At 71.5% G+C, this 16422-nt stretch carries 15 protein-coding genes and 2 rRNA genes; 9 read left to right on the forward strand and 8 right to left on the reverse strand.

The window, feature by feature from the left end; genetic code table 11:
- Window positions 1-42 precede the first annotated feature (42 nt).
- The gene (locus BLT76_RS24910) at window positions 43-480 is read right to left on the reverse strand and encodes a DUF3052 domain-containing protein (RefSeq protein ID WP_090861020.1); all 438 of its coding nucleotides are present in this window, start codon (window positions 478-480) and stop codon (window positions 43-45) included.
- Between the two features lie 221 nt (window positions 481-701).
- Between BLT76_RS24910 and aceE the strand changes: the two genes are divergently transcribed.
- Window positions 702-3488, forward strand: a complete 2787-nt coding sequence (aceE, locus tag BLT76_RS24915) for a pyruvate dehydrogenase (acetyl-transferring), homodimeric type (protein ID WP_090861021.1) — start codon at window positions 702-704, stop codon at window positions 3486-3488.
- A gap of 73 nt (window positions 3489-3561) precedes the next feature.
- Here the strand turns inward: aceE and BLT76_RS24920 are convergent, their stop codons facing one another.
- A complete protein-coding gene (locus BLT76_RS24920; protein WP_090861022.1) occupies window positions 3562-4515 on the reverse strand; it encodes an alpha/beta fold hydrolase in 954 nt (317 codons plus the stop codon).
- A 198-nt stretch (window positions 4516-4713) separates the two neighbouring features.
- Between BLT76_RS24920 and BLT76_RS24925 the strand changes: the two genes are divergently transcribed.
- From BLT76_RS24925 to BLT76_RS24955, 7 genes are all read left to right on the forward strand, one after another.
- Window positions 4714-5913: a PucR family transcriptional regulator gene (locus tag BLT76_RS24925; protein ID WP_244509571.1), complete on the forward strand. Its 1200-nt coding sequence runs from the start codon at window positions 4714-4716 to the stop codon at window positions 5911-5913.
- Between the two features lie 80 nt (window positions 5914-5993).
- On the forward strand, window positions 5994-7178 hold the full coding sequence (locus tag BLT76_RS24930; RefSeq protein WP_090861039.1) for an acyltransferase domain-containing protein: 1185 nt from the start codon (window positions 5994-5996) through the stop codon (window positions 7176-7178).
- Complete coding sequence (locus BLT76_RS24935; RefSeq protein ID WP_090861023.1) at window positions 7178-8179, forward strand: beta-ketoacyl-ACP synthase III; 1002 nt, start codon at window positions 7178-7180, stop codon at window positions 8177-8179. Before BLT76_RS24930 ends, BLT76_RS24935 begins: the two co-directional genes overlap by 1 nt.
- A 47-nt stretch (window positions 8180-8226) precedes the next feature.
- A complete protein-coding gene (locus BLT76_RS24940) occupies window positions 8227-8472 on the forward strand; it encodes an acyl carrier protein (protein WP_028645031.1) in 246 nt (81 codons plus the stop codon).
- 32 nt (window positions 8473-8504) lie between these two features.
- Window positions 8505-9755, forward strand: a complete 1251-nt coding sequence (locus BLT76_RS24945; RefSeq protein ID WP_090861024.1) for a beta-ketoacyl-[acyl-carrier-protein] synthase family protein — start codon at window positions 8505-8507, stop codon at window positions 9753-9755.
- Window positions 9755-11203: an acyl-CoA carboxylase subunit beta gene (locus BLT76_RS24950; RefSeq protein ID WP_090861025.1), complete on the forward strand. Its 1449-nt coding sequence runs from the start codon at window positions 9755-9757 to the stop codon at window positions 11201-11203. The genes BLT76_RS24945 and BLT76_RS24950 overlap by 1 nt, the downstream gene beginning before the upstream one ends.
- 80 nt (window positions 11204-11283) lie before the next feature.
- The gene (locus BLT76_RS24955) at window positions 11284-11706 is read left to right on the forward strand and encodes a hypothetical protein (protein ID WP_139175864.1); all 423 of its coding nucleotides are present in this window, start codon (window positions 11284-11286) and stop codon (window positions 11704-11706) included.
- A 14-nt stretch (window positions 11707-11720) separates the two neighbouring features.
- On the opposite strand, the gene BLT76_RS24960 is transcribed toward BLT76_RS24955, so the two are convergent.
- From BLT76_RS24960 to BLT76_RS24970, 3 genes are all read right to left on the reverse strand, one after another.
- Window positions 11721-12239 carry a DUF3145 domain-containing protein gene (locus BLT76_RS24960; protein ID WP_090861027.1) on the reverse strand — a complete coding sequence of 173 codons (519 nt, stop codon included), beginning with the start codon at window positions 12237-12239 and terminating at the stop codon, window positions 11721-11723.
- A gap of 101 nt (window positions 12240-12340) precedes the next feature.
- Window positions 12341-13285 carry an alpha/beta fold hydrolase gene (locus BLT76_RS24965; protein WP_090861028.1) on the reverse strand — a complete coding sequence of 315 codons (945 nt, stop codon included), beginning with the start codon at window positions 13283-13285 and terminating at the stop codon, window positions 12341-12343.
- Window positions 13282-14085 (reverse strand): PP2C family protein-serine/threonine phosphatase, encoded by an 804-nt coding sequence (locus BLT76_RS24970; RefSeq protein WP_090861029.1) that lies wholly within the window; start codon window positions 14083-14085, stop codon window positions 13282-13284. Before BLT76_RS24970 ends, BLT76_RS24965 begins: the two co-directional genes overlap by 4 nt.
- Before the next feature lie 81 nt (window positions 14086-14166).
- Here BLT76_RS24970 and BLT76_RS24975 point away from each other — a divergent pair, with 81 nt between their 5' ends.
- Window positions 14167-14673, forward strand: coding sequence for a hypothetical protein (locus BLT76_RS24975; protein ID WP_139175865.1), 507 nt, complete (start codon window positions 14167-14169; stop codon window positions 14671-14673).
- 9 nt (window positions 14674-14682) lie between these two features.
- On the opposite strand, the gene BLT76_RS24980 is transcribed toward BLT76_RS24975, so the two are convergent.
- From BLT76_RS24980 to BLT76_RS24990, 3 genes are all read right to left on the reverse strand, one after another.
- Window positions 14683-15732, reverse strand: a complete 1050-nt coding sequence (locus BLT76_RS24980; protein ID WP_090861031.1) for a tetratricopeptide repeat protein — start codon at window positions 15730-15732, stop codon at window positions 14683-14685.
- Window positions 15733-15825: 93 nt separating this feature from the next.
- Window positions 15826-15942, reverse strand: a 5S ribosomal RNA gene (gene rrf / locus BLT76_RS24985).
- Between the two features lie 139 nt (window positions 15943-16081).
- Window positions 16082-16422, reverse strand: a 23S ribosomal RNA gene (locus BLT76_RS24990); the annotation flags it as partial.

Below are 16422 nucleotides of genomic sequence, written 5' to 3' on the forward strand. Positions count from 1 at the left end.
CTTCTTATCCGACGTGAGGGAGCGGTACGACGGAGCGGGGTATCAGGCCGGCGTCTTCGGCGCGACCAGCCGGGTCGCGGCCCAGTCCTTGCTCACCGCCGCGGTGGTGGTCTGCGAGAGGCCCGCGATCGGGGCCGCCTCGGCGATGTCGGAGGCGTCGACGGCGTTGGGCCGCCCCACCTTCGGGGTCAGCAGCCAGATCGCTCCCCCGCCGACCAGGTCGGTCAGGGAGTCGACGAGCCCGTCGACGAGGTCGCCGTCCTCCTTGCGCCACCAGAGCAGCACGGCGTCCACGACGTTGCCGTAGTCACCGTCCACCATGTCGCCGTCGATGGCGTCCTCGATCGCGACGCGCAAGGCGTCGTCGGTGTCGTCGTCCCAGCCGAGCTCCTGGATGACCATGCCGGCCTTGAAGCCGAGCCGGTCGGGAGCTCCAGCAGCCCCTGTCTGGGTGGACCCGCCACCCGCGGTCGCGCTCAACTGACATCCTCCAGACGATTTCGGTGCGGTCGCCGGGTCTCCGACGACCGGTACAGCCCGTGACGTGGGGAGTAGTCCAGCGGAGTCCGGGGCGGGGCGCAACCTCTGTCCACAGGCGCGACGCCGGTCGACGTACCACTTCGGACGTGCATGAGGTCGCCGTCACGTGGGCCGTGGGACTACTCGCGGGTAGATTTCCCGGCCATCCCACGCGTGACACGATGGGGTCCGTGACCGAAGAATCACCCACTCCTTCAGGCACGCGCGGCGGCACCACCCCTGCTGTGATCCACGAGGGACTGCCGACCCAGCTGCCCGACATCGACCCCGACGAGACCCACGACTGGCTCGACTCGTTCGACGCCCTGGTCGACGAGCGCGGACGCGAGCGAGCTCGCTACGTCATGCTCCGGCTGCTGGAGCGTGCTCGAGAGATGAACGTCGGCGTCCCCGCGCTGCGGAGCACCGACTACATCAACACGATCCCGCCCGAGCGGGAGCCGTGGTTCCCGGGCGACGAGGAGATCGAGCGGCGCATCCGCGCGTTCATCCGCTGGAACGCCGCCGTGATGGTGTCCAGCGCGAACCGCAAGGGCCTGGAGGTCGGCGGCCACATCGCCACCTACCAGTCCTCCGCGAGCCTCTACGAGGTCGGGTTCAACCACTTCTTCCAGGGCAAGGACGCGCCCGGCGGCGGCGACCAGATCTACATCCAGGGCCACGCCTCCCCCGGTGTCTACTCCCGCGCCTTCCTCGAGGGCCGGCTCACCGAGGAGCAGCTCTACCGGTTCCGCCAGGAGGTCCAGCACGGACCCGGCGCCGGGTTGCCGTCGTACCCCCACCCGCGCCTGATGTCGGACTTCTGGGAGTTCCCCACGGTCTCGATGGGCCTGACCGGCATCAACTCGATCTACCAGGCGCGGTTCAACCGCTACCTCGCCAACCGCGGCATCAAGGACACCAGCCAGCAGCACGTCTGGGCCTTCCTCGGCGACGGCGAGATGGCCGAGCCCGAGTCGCTGGGCGCGATCCGCATCGCCGCCCGCGAGGAGCTCGACAACCTCACCTGGGTCATCAACTGCAACCTGCAGCAGCTCGACGGACCGGTCACCGGCAACGGCAAGATCATCCAGGAGCTCGAGGCCAACTTCCGCGGTGCCGGCTGGAACGTCATCAAGGTCGTCTGGGGCCGCGAGTGGGACCAGCTGCTGGCCCAGGACGTCGACGGCGTGCTGGTCAACAAGATGAACAGCACCCCCGACGGCGCCTTCCAGACCTACTCGGTCGAGGACGGCGCCTACGTCCGCGACAGCTTCTTCGGCGGTGACCCGCGACTGCGCAAGATGGTCGAGCACATGAGCGACCAGCAGATCCAGAAGCTGCCCCGCGGTGGTCACGACTACCGCAAGGTCTACGCCGCGTTCGACGCCGCGAAGAAGCACGTCGGCCAGCCGACCGTGATCCTCGCCAAGACGATCAAGGGCTGGACGATCGACGCGCTGGAGGGCAAGAACGCCACCCACCAGATGAAGAAGCTGACCCCGGACGACCTGAAGAAGTTCCGGGACCGGCTCTACCTCCCGATCTCCGACCGCGACCTCGAGCGCTCCTACGAGGAGACCGGCGCCGCGCCGTTCTTCCACCCGGGCCAGAACTCGCCGGAGATCGAGTACATGCTCGAGCGTCGCCAGCAGCTCGGCGGCTCGGTGCCGAAGCGGGTGCTGCGGGCCAAGCCGCTCACGCTGCCGGGCGACAAGACGTACGCCGACCTGAAGAAGGGCGGCGGCAAGAACAACGTCGCCACCACGATGGCCGTCGTACGCCTGCTGAAGGACTGGATGCGCGACCCCGAGATCGGCAAGCGCCTGGTCCCGATCGCGCCGGACGAGTACCGCACCTTCGGCATGGACGCGATGTTCCCGAGCGCGAAGGTCTACAACCCGGCCGGCCAGCAGTACGAGTCCGTCGACCGCAATATGTTGCTCTCCTACAAGGAGTCGACCTCCGGCCAGATGCTGCACGAGGGCATCTCCGAGGCCGGCGCGATGGCCTCGGCGACCGCCGCGGGGTCGTCGTACTCCACGCACGGCGAGCCGATGATCCCGTTCTACATCTTCTACTCGATGTTCGGGTTCCAGCGCACGGGCGACTCGATCTGGGCGATGGCCGACCAGCTGGCGCGCGGCTTCCTGATCGGCGCGACCGCCGGCCGGACCACGCTCACCGGTGAGGGCCTGCAGCACGCCGACGGCCACTCGCCGCTGCTCGCGTCGACCAACCCGGCGGTCGTGCACTACGACCCGGCGCACGCGTTCGAGATCAGCCACATCATGCGCGACGGCCTCGAGCGGATGTACGGCGAGAACGCCGAGGACGTCATCTACTACCTCACGGTCTACAACGAGCCGACCCCGCAGCCGGCCGAGCCGGAGGGCGTCGACGTCGAGGGGATCCTGAAGGGCATCCACCAGATGTCGAAGGCCGAGGGCGAGGGCCCGCGGGTGACCCTGCTCGGCTCGGGCGTCGGGTTCCCGTGGGTCACCGAGGCCGCGCGGATCCTCCGCGAGGAGTGGGGCGTGCAGGCCGACACCTGGTCGGTCACCTCGTGGAACGAGCTGGCCCGCGACGCCGTCGCGGCCGAGGAGTGGAACCTGCTCCACCCGGGCGAGGCGCCGCGGTCGTCGTACGTCAGCGAGAAGCTGGCGGGCGTCCAGGGCCCGGTCGTCGCGGTGTCGGACTACATGCGGGCCGTCCCGCTGCAGATCGCCCGCTGGGTGCCGGCCGACTACCGCGTGCTCGGCGCGGACGGCTTCGGCTTCGCCGACACCCGCCCCGCGGCGCGCCGCTACTTCCACATCGACGCCCAGTCGGTGGTCGTGCAGGCCCTCCAGGCCCTCGCCGACCAGGGGGAGATCGACCGCTCGCAGGTCGAGAAGGCGTTCGCGACGTACCGGATCGACGACCCGACCGCCACCGCCGGCGTCAAGCAGGAGGGCGGGGACGCCTAGTCCCACCCCCCTCACCGCCGAGTCGGCGTGAGTTCAGTGCCGAGTCGGCACGAACTCGCGCCGACTCGGCGTTTCAGGCGGTGTCGATGTCGGGGACGGGGGCCAGCGGGCCGATCGGGCCGACCTGGCCGTCCTTCAGCAGCCGCCGCCAGCGCGCCCGGGAGTACGTCGCCGGCTGCGTGGACCGGATGAAGTCGTGCACGATCTTCACGAACCGCTCCGGGTGGTCCTTGTGCGGGAAGTGCCCGGCGTTCGGAATCACCTCGACCCGGGCCTTGGGCGCGAGCGCGGCCGCGTTGCTGGCGTGCCGGACCGGGATGACGGCGTCGTCGCGGCCCCAGACCACGGCCATCGGCATCGCCTCGGTGAGGTAGGCGCGGTCGGCCATCGTGACGATCTGGCCGCGCCAGTCGACCACGGCGCGCACGACGTGCCGGATGGCGTGGCGGGCGTTCGGGTCCTTGAAGGAGTCGTAGATGTGGGCGACCTCGCCGAGGTCGCGGGCCGGCTTCAGGCCGGACGCGGCCAACGCGTGCAGGCCGAGTACGCCGGCGTGCCGGATGCCGGGCAGCGTGAGGAGGCCCATCAGCTGGTGGAAGCCGGGGGTCGTGATCGCCCGGATCCCGGGCGAGACCTCGGGGCCGAGCCCGCCGGAGGCGACCAGCAGCATCCGCTCGGTGCGCTCCGGGAACTGGTAGGCGAACTGCATCGCGACGCCGCCCCCGAAGCTGTGGCCGACCACGGTGACCTTGTCGATCCCCAGCATCGTCAGCAGATCGCGCATCCCGTTGGCGTAGCCGCCGAGCGAGTAGTCGGCCCGCGGCTTCGCGGAGCGCCCGTGACCCAGCAGGTCCGGGGCGATGACGGTGTAGCGGCGCGCGAGCGCGTCGATGACCGGGTCCCAGGTCGTGTGGTCGCAGCCGAGTCCGTGCAGCAGCAGGAGCGCCGGCCCCTCTCCGACCCTCACGAACGCACGCCGGTGGCCGTGGATGGTCAGGTACTGCACCTCGTGACGCTGGTCGGACACCGCGTCCTCCTCGCTGGGCGGATAGGTGACGGATTCAACCAGAGGGTCGGCCGTCGGTCAGGAGAGTGGTCGACAATGACTCGTTTTCCCTTGTTCCACGGGGGAAACGGCCCGATCGGACCAGGTCAACCACCTGCCGTCGAACCCGGTCGGGGCACGCGCCGCAGGCGGTCGGCGGGGGACGGCTAGCCTCGGTCCGTGGCCCACCGTCCCACCGCAGTACCCCGCTCGCGCAACGCCGATGCGTTGCAGCGCTCCGCGGGCGCCCTCAGCACGGCCGCGATGGCCCGGATGGAGAGCGACAACCCCTGGTTCGCCGAGCTCAGCGCGCAGGAGCGCTCCTGGGTGGGCAGCATCGTCCAGGCCGGTATCCGGGGCTTCGTGGACTGGTACCGCGAGGACACCGACCGGGTCCCCGGAGCCGACGGGACCGCGCTCGCGGCCTCGATCTTCGGCGCGGCGCCGCGTGCCCTGGCCGGCGTGATCACCCTGCAGCAGACCGTCGACCTGATCCGGCTCTCGATCGAGGTGGTCGAGAGCAACATCGACGCGCTCCTCGACGCCGAGGACGCCCCCGACCTGCACGCGGCGGTACTGCGCTACGCCCGCGAGGTCGCGTTCGCGACCGCCGAGGTCTACGCCCGCGCCGCGGAGGTTCGCGGCGCCTGGGACGCCCGGTTGGAGGCCCTGGTGGTCGACGCCGTGCTCCGGGCCGAGACCGACGAGTCGCTGCTCTCCCGGGCCAGCGCGCTCGGCTGGTCCGCCGGCGGCGACGTCGCCGTGGTGCTCGGCACCGCCCCGGCCCGCCGTACCGAGACCGACCTCTTCGACGAGGTACGACGCCACGCGCGCGGATCGGGCATGGACGCGCTCTGCGCGGTCCAGGGCGACCGCCTGGTGGTGCTCCTGGGCGGCGTTGCCGACCCGCGGACCGCCGCCGAGGTGGTGGCTCCCCTCTTCGCCTCCGGGCCGGTCGTCGTCGGCCCCGCGGTGAGCGATCTCGGCACGGCCCACGTCTCCGCCCGGGCCGCCGCCTCCGCCCAGCGGTCCGCCTCGGGCTGGCCGGAGGCGCCCCGGCCGGTGCTGAGCGAGGAGCTGCTCCCTGAGCGGGTGCTCGCGGGGGACGGCCACGCCCGCCGGCACCTGGTCGACGAGGTCTACCTCCCCCTGGTGCGGGCGCGCGGAACGCTGATCGAGACGCTGGCGGCGTACTTCCAGACCGGCTCGTCGATCGAGGCGACGGCCCGGGTGCTGTTCGTGCACCCCAACACCGTGCGCTACCGGCTGAAGCAGGCCGCGGAGCTCACCGGCTACAGCCCGACCCAGTCGCGTGACGCGTTCACCCTGGAGATCGCGCTGGTCCTCGGGCGTCAGTCCGGCCGGACCGGAGATTTGTAGGGTCTCCACAAAGTCTAGGGGCGGACTTTCGTGCGCGCCGGAGGCGAACCGGGAGCCCGGGGCACGGCAGAGTGGGGTCCGTGCTCGTCATCGTCGCTCCCGGGCAGGGCGCTCAGACGCCCGGCTTCCTGACCCCTTGGCTGGAGGACTCGACCTTCGCGTCGCGGTTCGCCTGGCTCTCCACCGTGGCCGGCCTCGACCTGGCCCACTACGGCACCGAGGCCGACGCGGAGACGATCCGCGAGACCCAGATCGCGCAGCCGCTGCTCGTCGCCACCGGTCTGGTCGCGGCCCTGGAGCTGTTCCCGCACCCGTCCGACGCCTTCAGCCAGATCGGCGCGGTGGCCGGCCACAGCGTCGGCGAGCTGGCCGCGGCGGCAGGTGCCCGGACCATCACCGCCGAGCAGGCGATGGTGCTCGTCCGTGAGCGAGGCAAGGCGATGGCCGACGCCGCGGCGGTCACGCCGACCGGCATGACCGCCGTCCTGGGCGGCGACCGCGACGAGGTGCTCGCCAAGATCGCCGCGCACGGCCTGACGCCGGCCAACGACAACGGCCCCGGCCAGATCGTCGCCGCCGGCACCCTCGAGCAGCTCGATGCGTTCAAGGCCGACCCGCCCGCCAAGGCGCGGCTGGTCCCGCTGAGCGTCGCCGGCGCGTTCCACACCGAGCACATGGCCCCGGCGGTCGGCCACCTGGCCACGCTGGCCAAGTCGGTCTCGGTGCACGACCCCCGGACCCCCGTCATCTCCAACCGGGACGGCCAGGTGGTCCACGACGGTCGCGAGGTCCTCAAGCGCATCGTCGGCCAGATCGCCAACCCGGTCCGCTGGGACCTGTGCCTGGAGACCATGTCCGACCTCGGCGTGACCGGCATCCTCGAGATGCCCCCGGCCGGCACCCTCACCGGCATCGCCAAGCGCGCGCTGAAGGGCGTCGAGACCTTCGCGCTGAAGACCCCCGACCAGCTCGACGACGCCCGGGCCTTCTGCGCCAAGCACGGCGAGGCCTCGTCGATCGACACCACGCCGACCTGGCGGATGGTCGTCTCCCCCGCCAAGGGCACCTTCCACATCGCCGGTGAGGCCGCCGACCTCGACGTGCTCCCGGCCGGCGCCGCGATCGGCGACGTGGCCAGCCTGCGCGACCGGATCAGCGTCACCGCCGCCCACGGCGGCCAGGTGGTCGAGTGGCTGGTCGAGGACGGCGACCTGGTCTCCCCCGGCCAGCCGCTGCTCCGTCTGCACCCGGAGGGCGCGGCCTGATGGCGGCCCTGAACCCGAGCCGCGGCGCCGAGCACACCGCGATCCTCGGCGTCGGTGCCTACCGACCCGCCCGAGTGGTCCCGAACGCCGAGATCGTCGAGGCCATCGACTCCAGCGACGAGTGGATCCAGCAGCGCTCGGGCATCAAGACCCGGCGCATCGCCGGGCCCGACGAGACCGTGCAGATGATGTCCGTCGCGGCCTCGCGCGAGGCGCTCGAGAAGGCCGGCATCGACGCCCGCCAGATCGACTGCGTCGTCGTCGCCACGGTGAGCCACCTGCTGCAGACGCCGGCGATCGCCACGGCCATCGCCCATGAGCTCGGCACCGACCAGGCGGCCGCCTTCGACATCTCGGCCGCGTGCGCCGGCTTCTGCCACGGCGTGAGCATGGCCAGCGACATGGTCCGCGCCGGCTCGGCCGGCTACGTCCTGGTCATCGGCGTCGAGCGGCTCTCCGACATCACCGACACCACCGACCGCGGGACGGCCTTCATCTTCGCCGACGGCGCAGGCGCCGTCGTGATCGGCCCGAGCGGGACGCCGGGGATCGGCCCGGTCGTGTGGGGCTCCGACGGTGAGCAGTTCGACCTGATCCGGCAGCGCGAGGACTGGCGCGACGTCGTCGCCTCCGAGTCCCCCCAGATCCCCCACCTGACCATGCAGGGCAACCCGGTCTTCCGCTGGGCGTCGTTCGCCATGGCCAAGATCGGCCAGCAGGCCCTCGACCGCGCCGGCATCACCGCCGACGAGCTGGACTGCTTCGTCCCCCACCAGGCCAACATGCGCATCGTCGACGCGCTCGCCCGGTCGATGAAGCTGCCGCCGTCGGTGAAGATCGCCCGTGACATCGCCGACATGGGCAACACCTCCGCGGCCTCCATCCCGCTCGCCCTCGAGCGGATGATCCGCGAGGGCGACGCGAAGTCCGGCGAGACCGCGCTGCTCATCGCCTTCGGCGCCGGCCTGGCGTACGCCGCCCAGGTCGTCGTCGTTCCCTGATCCGCACCACCAGCTCCACCCCAACCACCCGAGAGGAACACCGCCAGATGGCCACCACCGAAGAGATCCGCGCCGACCTCGCCGAGATCGTCAACGAGGTCGCCGGCATCGACGCCGACGACGTCCAGCTCGACAAGTCCTTCGTCGACGACCTCGACGTCGACTCGCTCTCCATGGTCGAGGTCGTCGTGGCCGCCGAGGAGAAGTTCGGCGTCTCGATCCCCGACGACGAGGTCAAGAACCTCAAGACCGTCGGCGACGCCGTGGCCTTCATCGAGCGCGCCCAGGCCTGACGCTCACCCCCGTCGAAGGAGTCGAACAGCAGATGAGTCGTACCCGTGTCGTGATCACCGGTCTGGGCACCACCAGCCCCCTCGGCGGCGACGTGGCCAGCACCTGGGAGGGCCTCGTCAACGGCCGCTCGGGCGTCCGCCACCTCACCGACGACTGGGCCGAGGAGATGCCGGTCAAGATCGCGGCCCGGGTCGCGGTCGAGCCGACCGAGGTCCTGGAGCGGGTCAAGGCCCGCCGCCTGGACCGCTCGTCGCAGTTCGCCATGGTCGCCGCGATGGAGGCCTGGCGGGATGCGGGCCTCGAGAACGCCGTCCAGGACGGTGGCCTCGACGGCGACCGTGTGGGCGTGGCGATGGCCTCGGGCATCGGCGGCGTCAACACGCTGCTCGACAACTACGACACCCTGAAGGCGAAGGGTCCGCGGCGGGTCTCCCCGCTCGCGGTCCCCATGCTGATGCCCAACGCGCCCGCCGCGAACATCAGCCTGTACGTCGGAGCGCGGGCCGCGGTCAACACCCCGGTCTCGGCCTGCGCCTCCGGCAACGAGGGCATCGCCCTCGCCCTCGACCAGATCCGCCTCGGCCGCGCCGACGTGGTCGTGGCCGGCGGCACCGAGGCGGCGATCCACCCGCTGCCGATGGCCGCCTTCGCCAACATGATGGCGCTGTCCAAGAACGCCGGCGACCCGACCACCGTGTCCCGTCCCTGGGACACCGCCCGTGACGGCTTCGTGCTCGGCGAGGGCGCCGGCGTCCTGGTGCTCGAGTCGCTCGAGCACGCCCAGGCCCGCGGTGCCCGCATCTACGCCGAGGTCCTCGGCGCCGGCATCACCGCCGACTCCCACGACATCGCGCAGCCGGACCCCGGCGGCCGCGGCGGCTCCCGCGCGATCCTGCGGGCGTTCGCCGAGTCGGAGATCGGGCCGGAGTCGGTCTTCCACGTCAACGCCCACGCGACCTCGACCCCTCAGGGCGACATCGCGGAGGGCCTGATGCTGCACGCCACCCTCGGCAGCCACGTCTCCCAGGTCGTGGTGACCAGCACCAAGTCGATGACCGGACACCTGCTCGGCGGTGCCGGCGCGCTGGAGTCGATCGCGACCGTGCTCGCGATCCAGAACCGCGTGGTGCCGCCGACGATCAACCTCGACAACCTCGACCCGCAGGTCGACCTCGACATCGCGACCAAGCCGCGCGACCTGCCCCAGGGCGACATCGCGGCCCTCAACAACTCCTTCGGCTTCGGCGGCGCCAACGTCGCCGTCCTCTACGGAAGTGTCTGATGACCGTCGCTCCTGAGAAGCCCAACACGGACCGCAAGCCGGCCAAGCTCCCCCGCGAGCAGGACCCGCGCAACCCGGTGCACCGCCTGACCGCGTTCTTCGACGAGGGCACCCTCGAGCTGATCTCCCCCGACGACGACTCCGGCATGCTCGCCGCCGTCGGCGAGGTGCACGGCACCCGCGTAGTCGCCTTCTGCTCCGACGCGACCGTGATGGGCGGCGCGATGGGCCACAGCGGCTGCCAGGTCGTGATGGACGCCTACCACCGGGCGATGACCGACGGCGCGCCGATCATCGGTCTCTGGCACTCCGGCGGGGCCCGGCTCGCCGAGGGCGTGCTGTCCCTGCACGCGGTCGGCCGAATCTTCCAGGTGATGACCCAGGCCTCCGGCAAGATCCCGCAGATCTCCGTCGTCCTCGGCCCGGCGGCGGGCGGCGCGGCGTACGGTCCCGCCCTCACCGACGTCGTCATCCTCGGCCCCGAGGGACGGATCTTCGTGACCGGGCCCGACGTGGTCCGGTCGGTGACCGGCGAGGACGTCGACATGCTGCGGCTCGGCGGGCCCGAGCCGCACGGCCGGCGCTCCGGCGTCGTGCACATCCTCACCGACTCCGAGCAGGAGGCCCTCGACCGCGCCCGCGGCGTCGCCTCGCTGCTCGGGTCCCAGGGCAGCCTGCGCGTCGACGCGGTCGAGGACCGCGACCTCGAGGCGCTGCTGCCCGAGTCCAAGAAGCGTGCGTACGACGTCCACCCGCTCGTCGAGGCCGTCCTCGACGAGGGCACGGTCCAGGAGCTGCACGCCCGCTGGGCGCCCAACATCGTCACCGCGCTGGGCCGCTTCGGCGGCCGCACGGTCGGCGTGGTCGCGAACAACCCGCTGCGCCTCGGCGGCTGCCTCGACTCGCTGTCGGCCGAGAAGGCCTCCCGCTTCGTGCGCATGTGCGACGCGTTCGGCGTCCCGCTGATCGTCCTCGTCGACGTCCCGGGCTACCTGCCCGGCGTCGGCCAGGAGTGGGACGGCGTCGTACGACGCGGCGCGAAGCTCCTGCACGCGTTCGGCGAGTGCGTCGTCCCCCGGGTCACCCTCGTCACCCGCAAGACGTACGGCGGCGCCTACATCGCCATGAACTCGCGCTCGCTCGGCGCCACCAAGGTGTTCGCCTGGCCGGGCGCCGAGGTCGCCGTCATGGGTGCGGTCGCAGCCGTGCGCATCCTGCACCGCCGCAAGCTCGCCGACGTGGCACCCGACATCCGCCCGCAGGTCGAGGCCGAGCTGGCCGCCGAGCACGAGCGGATCGCGGGCGGGGTCGACAAGGCCGTCGAGATCGGCGTCGTCGACGAGGTGGTCTCCCCGACCGCCACCCGCTCGGCCATCGCACGCGCGATCGACGACGCGGTCCAGGCAGTCGGCGTGCGGCACGGCGCCCACGGCAACATCCCGCTCTGACGGGCGGCGCCGGGCCGTAACCCGGAGGCTGCTTGTTACGTTGGGCATGACGACCGTCACACCCGACCTTGGAGATGACGATGCTCCGCCAGACGATGCTCGGATCGATCGCCGCGGTGCTGCTGGCCCCGGCTGCGCTGGTGGCCGGGGCGACTCCTGCCTCGGCCACCGCCGACCACCACGAGTGGGGTCGGCTCGGCGCGGCGGACCGCGTCCTGCGCAGCGGATGCCGGGTCTACCGCTACCGCTACCGGATCCAGCCGCCGGCCGGCGACTGGGGCCTGGAGACGTTCCTCATCGGCCCGGGCGGCAAGAAGCTGGGCTCAGGAGCCCACCTCAGCGGCTACAACCCGACCGTCGGCACCGGCACGTTCACCATCTGCAAGAACACCACCCGCCCCGGCCGCTTCGTGATCCGCGGCAAGCTGAGCGTGCAGAACGGTCCCGACGACTACGTCGAGGGATGGATCAAGCCGGTGGCCTTCAAGCTCCGCCGGCGCTGAGGGCCGGGGATCCCTCAGACCACCTGGTGCAGCCAGCGCACGGGCGCACCCTCGCCGGCGTGCCGGAAGGTCTCCAGCTCGTCGTCCCACGGCTTGCCGAGCAGCTTGTCGATCTCGACGAGCAACGTCGTGTCGCCCAGTGCGGCCTTGACGACGGCCGCCTTCAGCCGGTCCTCCGGGATCATGATGTCGCCGTGCAGGCCGGTCACGGCGTGGAAGACCCCGAGCTCGGGCGTGAACGAGTAGCGCGCGCCCTCGGTGCCGGAGGTCGGCTCCTCGGTGATCTCGAACCGGAGCTGGTTCCAGCCCCGGAGCCCGGAGGCGATGGCCGCCGCGGAGCCGGCGTCGCCGGACCACGACAGCTCGGCGCGATAGCTGCCCGACTGCGCCGGCTGGGGAGTCCAGTCCAGGCTCACGGGCACGCCAAGGACACCACCGACGGCCCACTCGATGTGCGGGCACAGTGCGGACGGCGCAGAGTGGACGTAGAAGACGCCCCTCGTCGCGGTACGGGTGGCAGTGCGTGCGGTCACCGTGACCTCCTTCAATCTCCGGCGCGAGCTACGCCTTCCCCAGCGGTCTCGTCATGGAGCGTTGTCGGATGTCGCGAATGACACCTATGTGGTTGTCGAACCTATTGTGACGCATGAGGCGCCTGAGCACCAGCAGAACCCGCGGTACGACGCGGCCCCAGCTCCAAGAGGGTCTCGATGACCTCCCGGGCGATTCCGAGCCCACCCAGGTGACTCTCCCCGTCGATCGTGGACAAGGTGGCGTCGGGGAGCCGGTCGACGAGGTGCGCCCCGTGCCGGAAGGGCACGATGTGGTCGTCATCGCCGTGCCACCACCGCACCGGTACGACGACCTCGGCCGCGGTGAACCCCCAGTCGCGGGTGAACAGCAGCAGGTCGTTCAGCGGCGCCGAGGTCTGGAACCGGCTCCCGTTCAGCAGGTCGTCGAGGAACATCGCCTTGAACTCCGGGCGGGAGAGCAGGGACTTGTCCCCCGGCGGCTGGACCGCGGCATACGCGTCGAGCGCCAGGCCGGCCAACGGGCGGGCCACCCGGATGCTCCCGGTCAGGGCGACTCCGAGCGGGACCCGCGTGAGCTGGATCAGCGGCGCGAGGCGGACGGCCAGCTGGATCGGACCGCCCGCGGCCGCGTCAGGCCCGCGAGTGGGCACCACCCCGCCCAGCACGCCGATGCCGTGGACGCGGTCGGGGAACGCGACCCCCGCCGCCAAGGCGTACGGCGCACCTCCGGACAGCCCGACCATCCGGAACGTGTCGACCGCGAGGGTCTCCAGCATGATCTCGAGGTCACCCGTCCAGTCCAGGACCCTGTCGTAGAGGTGCGGCGTGGACGAGCCGATCCCCGGCCGATCGATGCCGATGATGCGCAACCCGTGCTGCTCGGCCATAGCCCGCGCCTCGAGCGGGATCTGGCGACGCGCACCGGGAGTGCCGTGCATCCAGACGATGGCCGGGCCCCGGGCATGGCCGTACTCGGCGAAGCTGAGGCGCCGGTCGCCCCGGACGGCCACCGACCCCTCCAGGGCGGGACGCCGTACGTCGCTCATCGCAGCCGCACCGCAGCAGCGTCGACCACGTTCGCCACGTCGACGAGCGCGCCGAGCAGCTGGCCGTCACCGACCACCAGCGGGCCCTCCACGACGTCGAGCACGATGCAGGTGATGTTGTCGCGCCCCCCGGCCACCAGGGCCGACTGGGTCAGCACCGCCGCGGCCGACAGCGGATCGGACAGCTGCAGGACCTGACTGATCCGCGCCTCGTCGACCAGGTCGGTGAGCCCGTCGCTGCAGAGCAGGAGCCGGTCCCCAGGACGCGTCGGCACCGGCACCAGGTCGAGGCCAGGGCCCTCCGGGTCGCCGTCCACCGAGCGGAGCACCACGTTGCGCCAGGGGTGCCGTGCGGCGGCCTCGCGCGTGATCTGGCCGGTGTCGACCAGGTGCTGCACGTAGGTGTGGTCCGTCGACAGCTGGCGCAGCGCGCCGTCACGCCAGCGATAGGCCCGACTGTCACCGACGTGGCCGAGCACCACCCGGCTGCCGTCGCAGACCAGCACGGTCAGGGTGGTCGCCATGCCCAGCCGGTCCAGGTCCCGCTGCACGCCGTACCTGACGGCCGCGCGGGCCGCGTCCGCCGCCTCGGTCAGCACCAGCTCGGGCGGCTCGAGGAAGTGGGCGAGCGCGGTCGCGGAGACGGCGTACGCCGCCGTCGCGGAGGCGACCTCACCGGCGGCCGCGCCACCCACGCCGTCGGCCACGAGCGCGACGTACGGACCGACGAAGCCGGCGTCCTCGTTGTGCGGACGCACCCGCCCCACGTCGCTGACCCCGGCACCCGAGAACCGCAGCATCACACCTCCCTGACGACTCCGGCAGTAGACCGCGCCGCCCGGCGACGGTCAAGACCGTCCCAGCGTGGTTACCCTCACGGCATGGAACCCGGAGGACCCCTCGAGGTAGCCCGCCGACCCCGCGCGAGGCTGGCGGTCTGGACGGTCGTCGTCGCGGTGGTGGTCGGGCTGGTCTTCTGGTTCGTGACCAGCCCACCCGCGCTCGCGACCACCGACGACACCGTGGTCACCTCAGCCCCCGTGGGGCAGGACGTCTACTTGTCGGTCGCACCCGGCGAGTCCGACCGGACGCTCCGACTGTCGGGGGTCCAGGTGCACGTCACCGCGGAGGCGCCGGTCGAGGTGGAGCCGCTGCTCTGCGTGGGCGGCTCGCCACGGGTGACGACCGACCCGGGGGCGTTCTGCGACGAGCTGGTGCCGCCGGACGACCACTCCTTCGGCGCCGGGGACACCATCGTGCTCCGGGTCCGGGGCGAGTACGCCGGTGAGGTCAGCGTCGACCGGGTGCGCCTGGGCTTCCGGGAGGGCCTCCGCTGGGGCACCCGGGCTTCGGGTGCCCCCGCGAACGTGACCGTCCTCAGCCGCTGAGGCCGGGGGTCACTCCGCCGGTCGTCGCTTCTCCAGCGCCTCGGCCCGCTCCGCCGCGTCGGTGAGCTGGTCGCTGTCGATCGCGTAGGTGCGGTGGAACCAGGCCAGGGCGTCGGTCTCGCGCCCGGCCGCCTCGAGCGTGTCCGCGTAGGCGTAGCGCAGGCGCACGACCCAGGCGGCCCGGTTCTTGGACTGCAACGGCGCAAGCTCCAGCGTCCGGAGGGCGGCGTCGAGCTGACCCATGTCGCGCCGGGCGCCGGCCTCGACGATGGTCATCTCGGCCTTGGCCTCGGCGCTGAAGTTCGGGACCGACGGGCTCTTGGCCAGCTTCAGCGCCTGGTCGGGATTGCCGAGCGCACGGTGGCAGTCGGCCATGATCGGCAGGTACGCCGTCGCGCCGTTCATCCGCTTCGCCGCACGCAGCTCGGAGAGCGCCTCGGCGTAGTGGCCGGCGGCGTAAGCGGCCTCGCCGGCCGCCTCCCGCACGACGGCGAGCCGCGGTGCACGGGCCCGCGCGGCCAGCGTGTGCTGGTAGGCGGTCTCCGGGTCCTCGTCGATCAGCTCGCCGGCGGCGGCGAGGTGACGGGCGACGCGCTGGGCCAGCTTCTCCGGGAGCCCCTTGAACTGCGACGAGATCGAGCGGTCGAGCTCCTGCCCCGTGATGTGAGCGGGCAGCTCCGGCCCGTCGTAGCGGGCCTGCTCCTCGGAGCGGTCGGCCTGCTTGTCCGCGGGCCGCTTCCAGTCGTTCTTGCGTCCCGGACGGTCGCCACCGCCACCACGGGCGGGACGGCTGTCGCCGGCGCGGGCGGGCCGCTTGTCCCCGCGGGCACCGCGCTCACCGTCGGGGCTCCACTTCTGCGAGCGCTCGGAGGAGCGTTCGGACGACCGCCCCTGGCCTCCGCCGCGGCTCCCACCGCCCGCTGCCGGCTTCCCGGGCTTGCCACCACTCGGCTTCCCACCGCTGGGCCGACCCCCCGTCGGGCGGCCGCCGCTCGGGCGGCCGCTCCCTGCGCGGTTGGCGTCTCCTGAAGGTCGCTGGTTGCGGCGCTGCTCGGCCACGGCGTCCTGCTCCTGGTCCTGCCCATGTGGGCGGTCGCTGTCGGGGAAATGCACGTAGGGGCCACCGGTGACGGTGGCCCCTACGGAGTGTATGTCCGGCGGCGTCCTACTCTCCCACAGCCTCTCGGCTGCAGTACCATCGGCGCTGAAAGGCTTAACTTCCGGGTTCGGGATGGGACCGGGTGTTTCCCTTTCGCTATGGCCGCCGTAACTCTAGCGGATCGCCTCGTACCGGAATCTTCACGGTCGAGACGTCCAAGCCATTATTCATATGTTGATTGCTCACCTAGGTGAACTGGTTCGTGGACGCGAGCTGAACTGTGCGCTTGTTGGCTTGGCTGAGTGATTGTAAGACAAGCCCTCGGCCTATTAGTACCGGTCGGCTAGGCATTACTGCTGTACACCTCCGGCCTATCAACCCAGTGTTCTGCTGGGGGCCTTACCCCGTCAAGCGGGTGGGAAACCTCATCTTGAAACATGCTTCCCGCTTAGATGCATTCAGCGGTTATCACTTCCGAACGTAGCTAACCAGCCGTGCCCCTGGCGGGACAACTGGCACACCAGAGGTTCGTCCATCCCGGTCCTCTCGTACTAGGGACAGCCTTTCTCAAGTTTCCTGCGCGCGCGGCGGATAGGGACCGAACTGTCTCACGACGTTCTAAACCCAGCTCGCGTGCCGCTTTAATGGGC

This window comes from Nocardioides lianchengensis (assembly GCF_900101465.1).
Taxonomy (GTDB): Bacteria; Actinomycetota; Actinomycetes; order Propionibacteriales; family Nocardioidaceae; genus Nocardioides; species Nocardioides lianchengensis.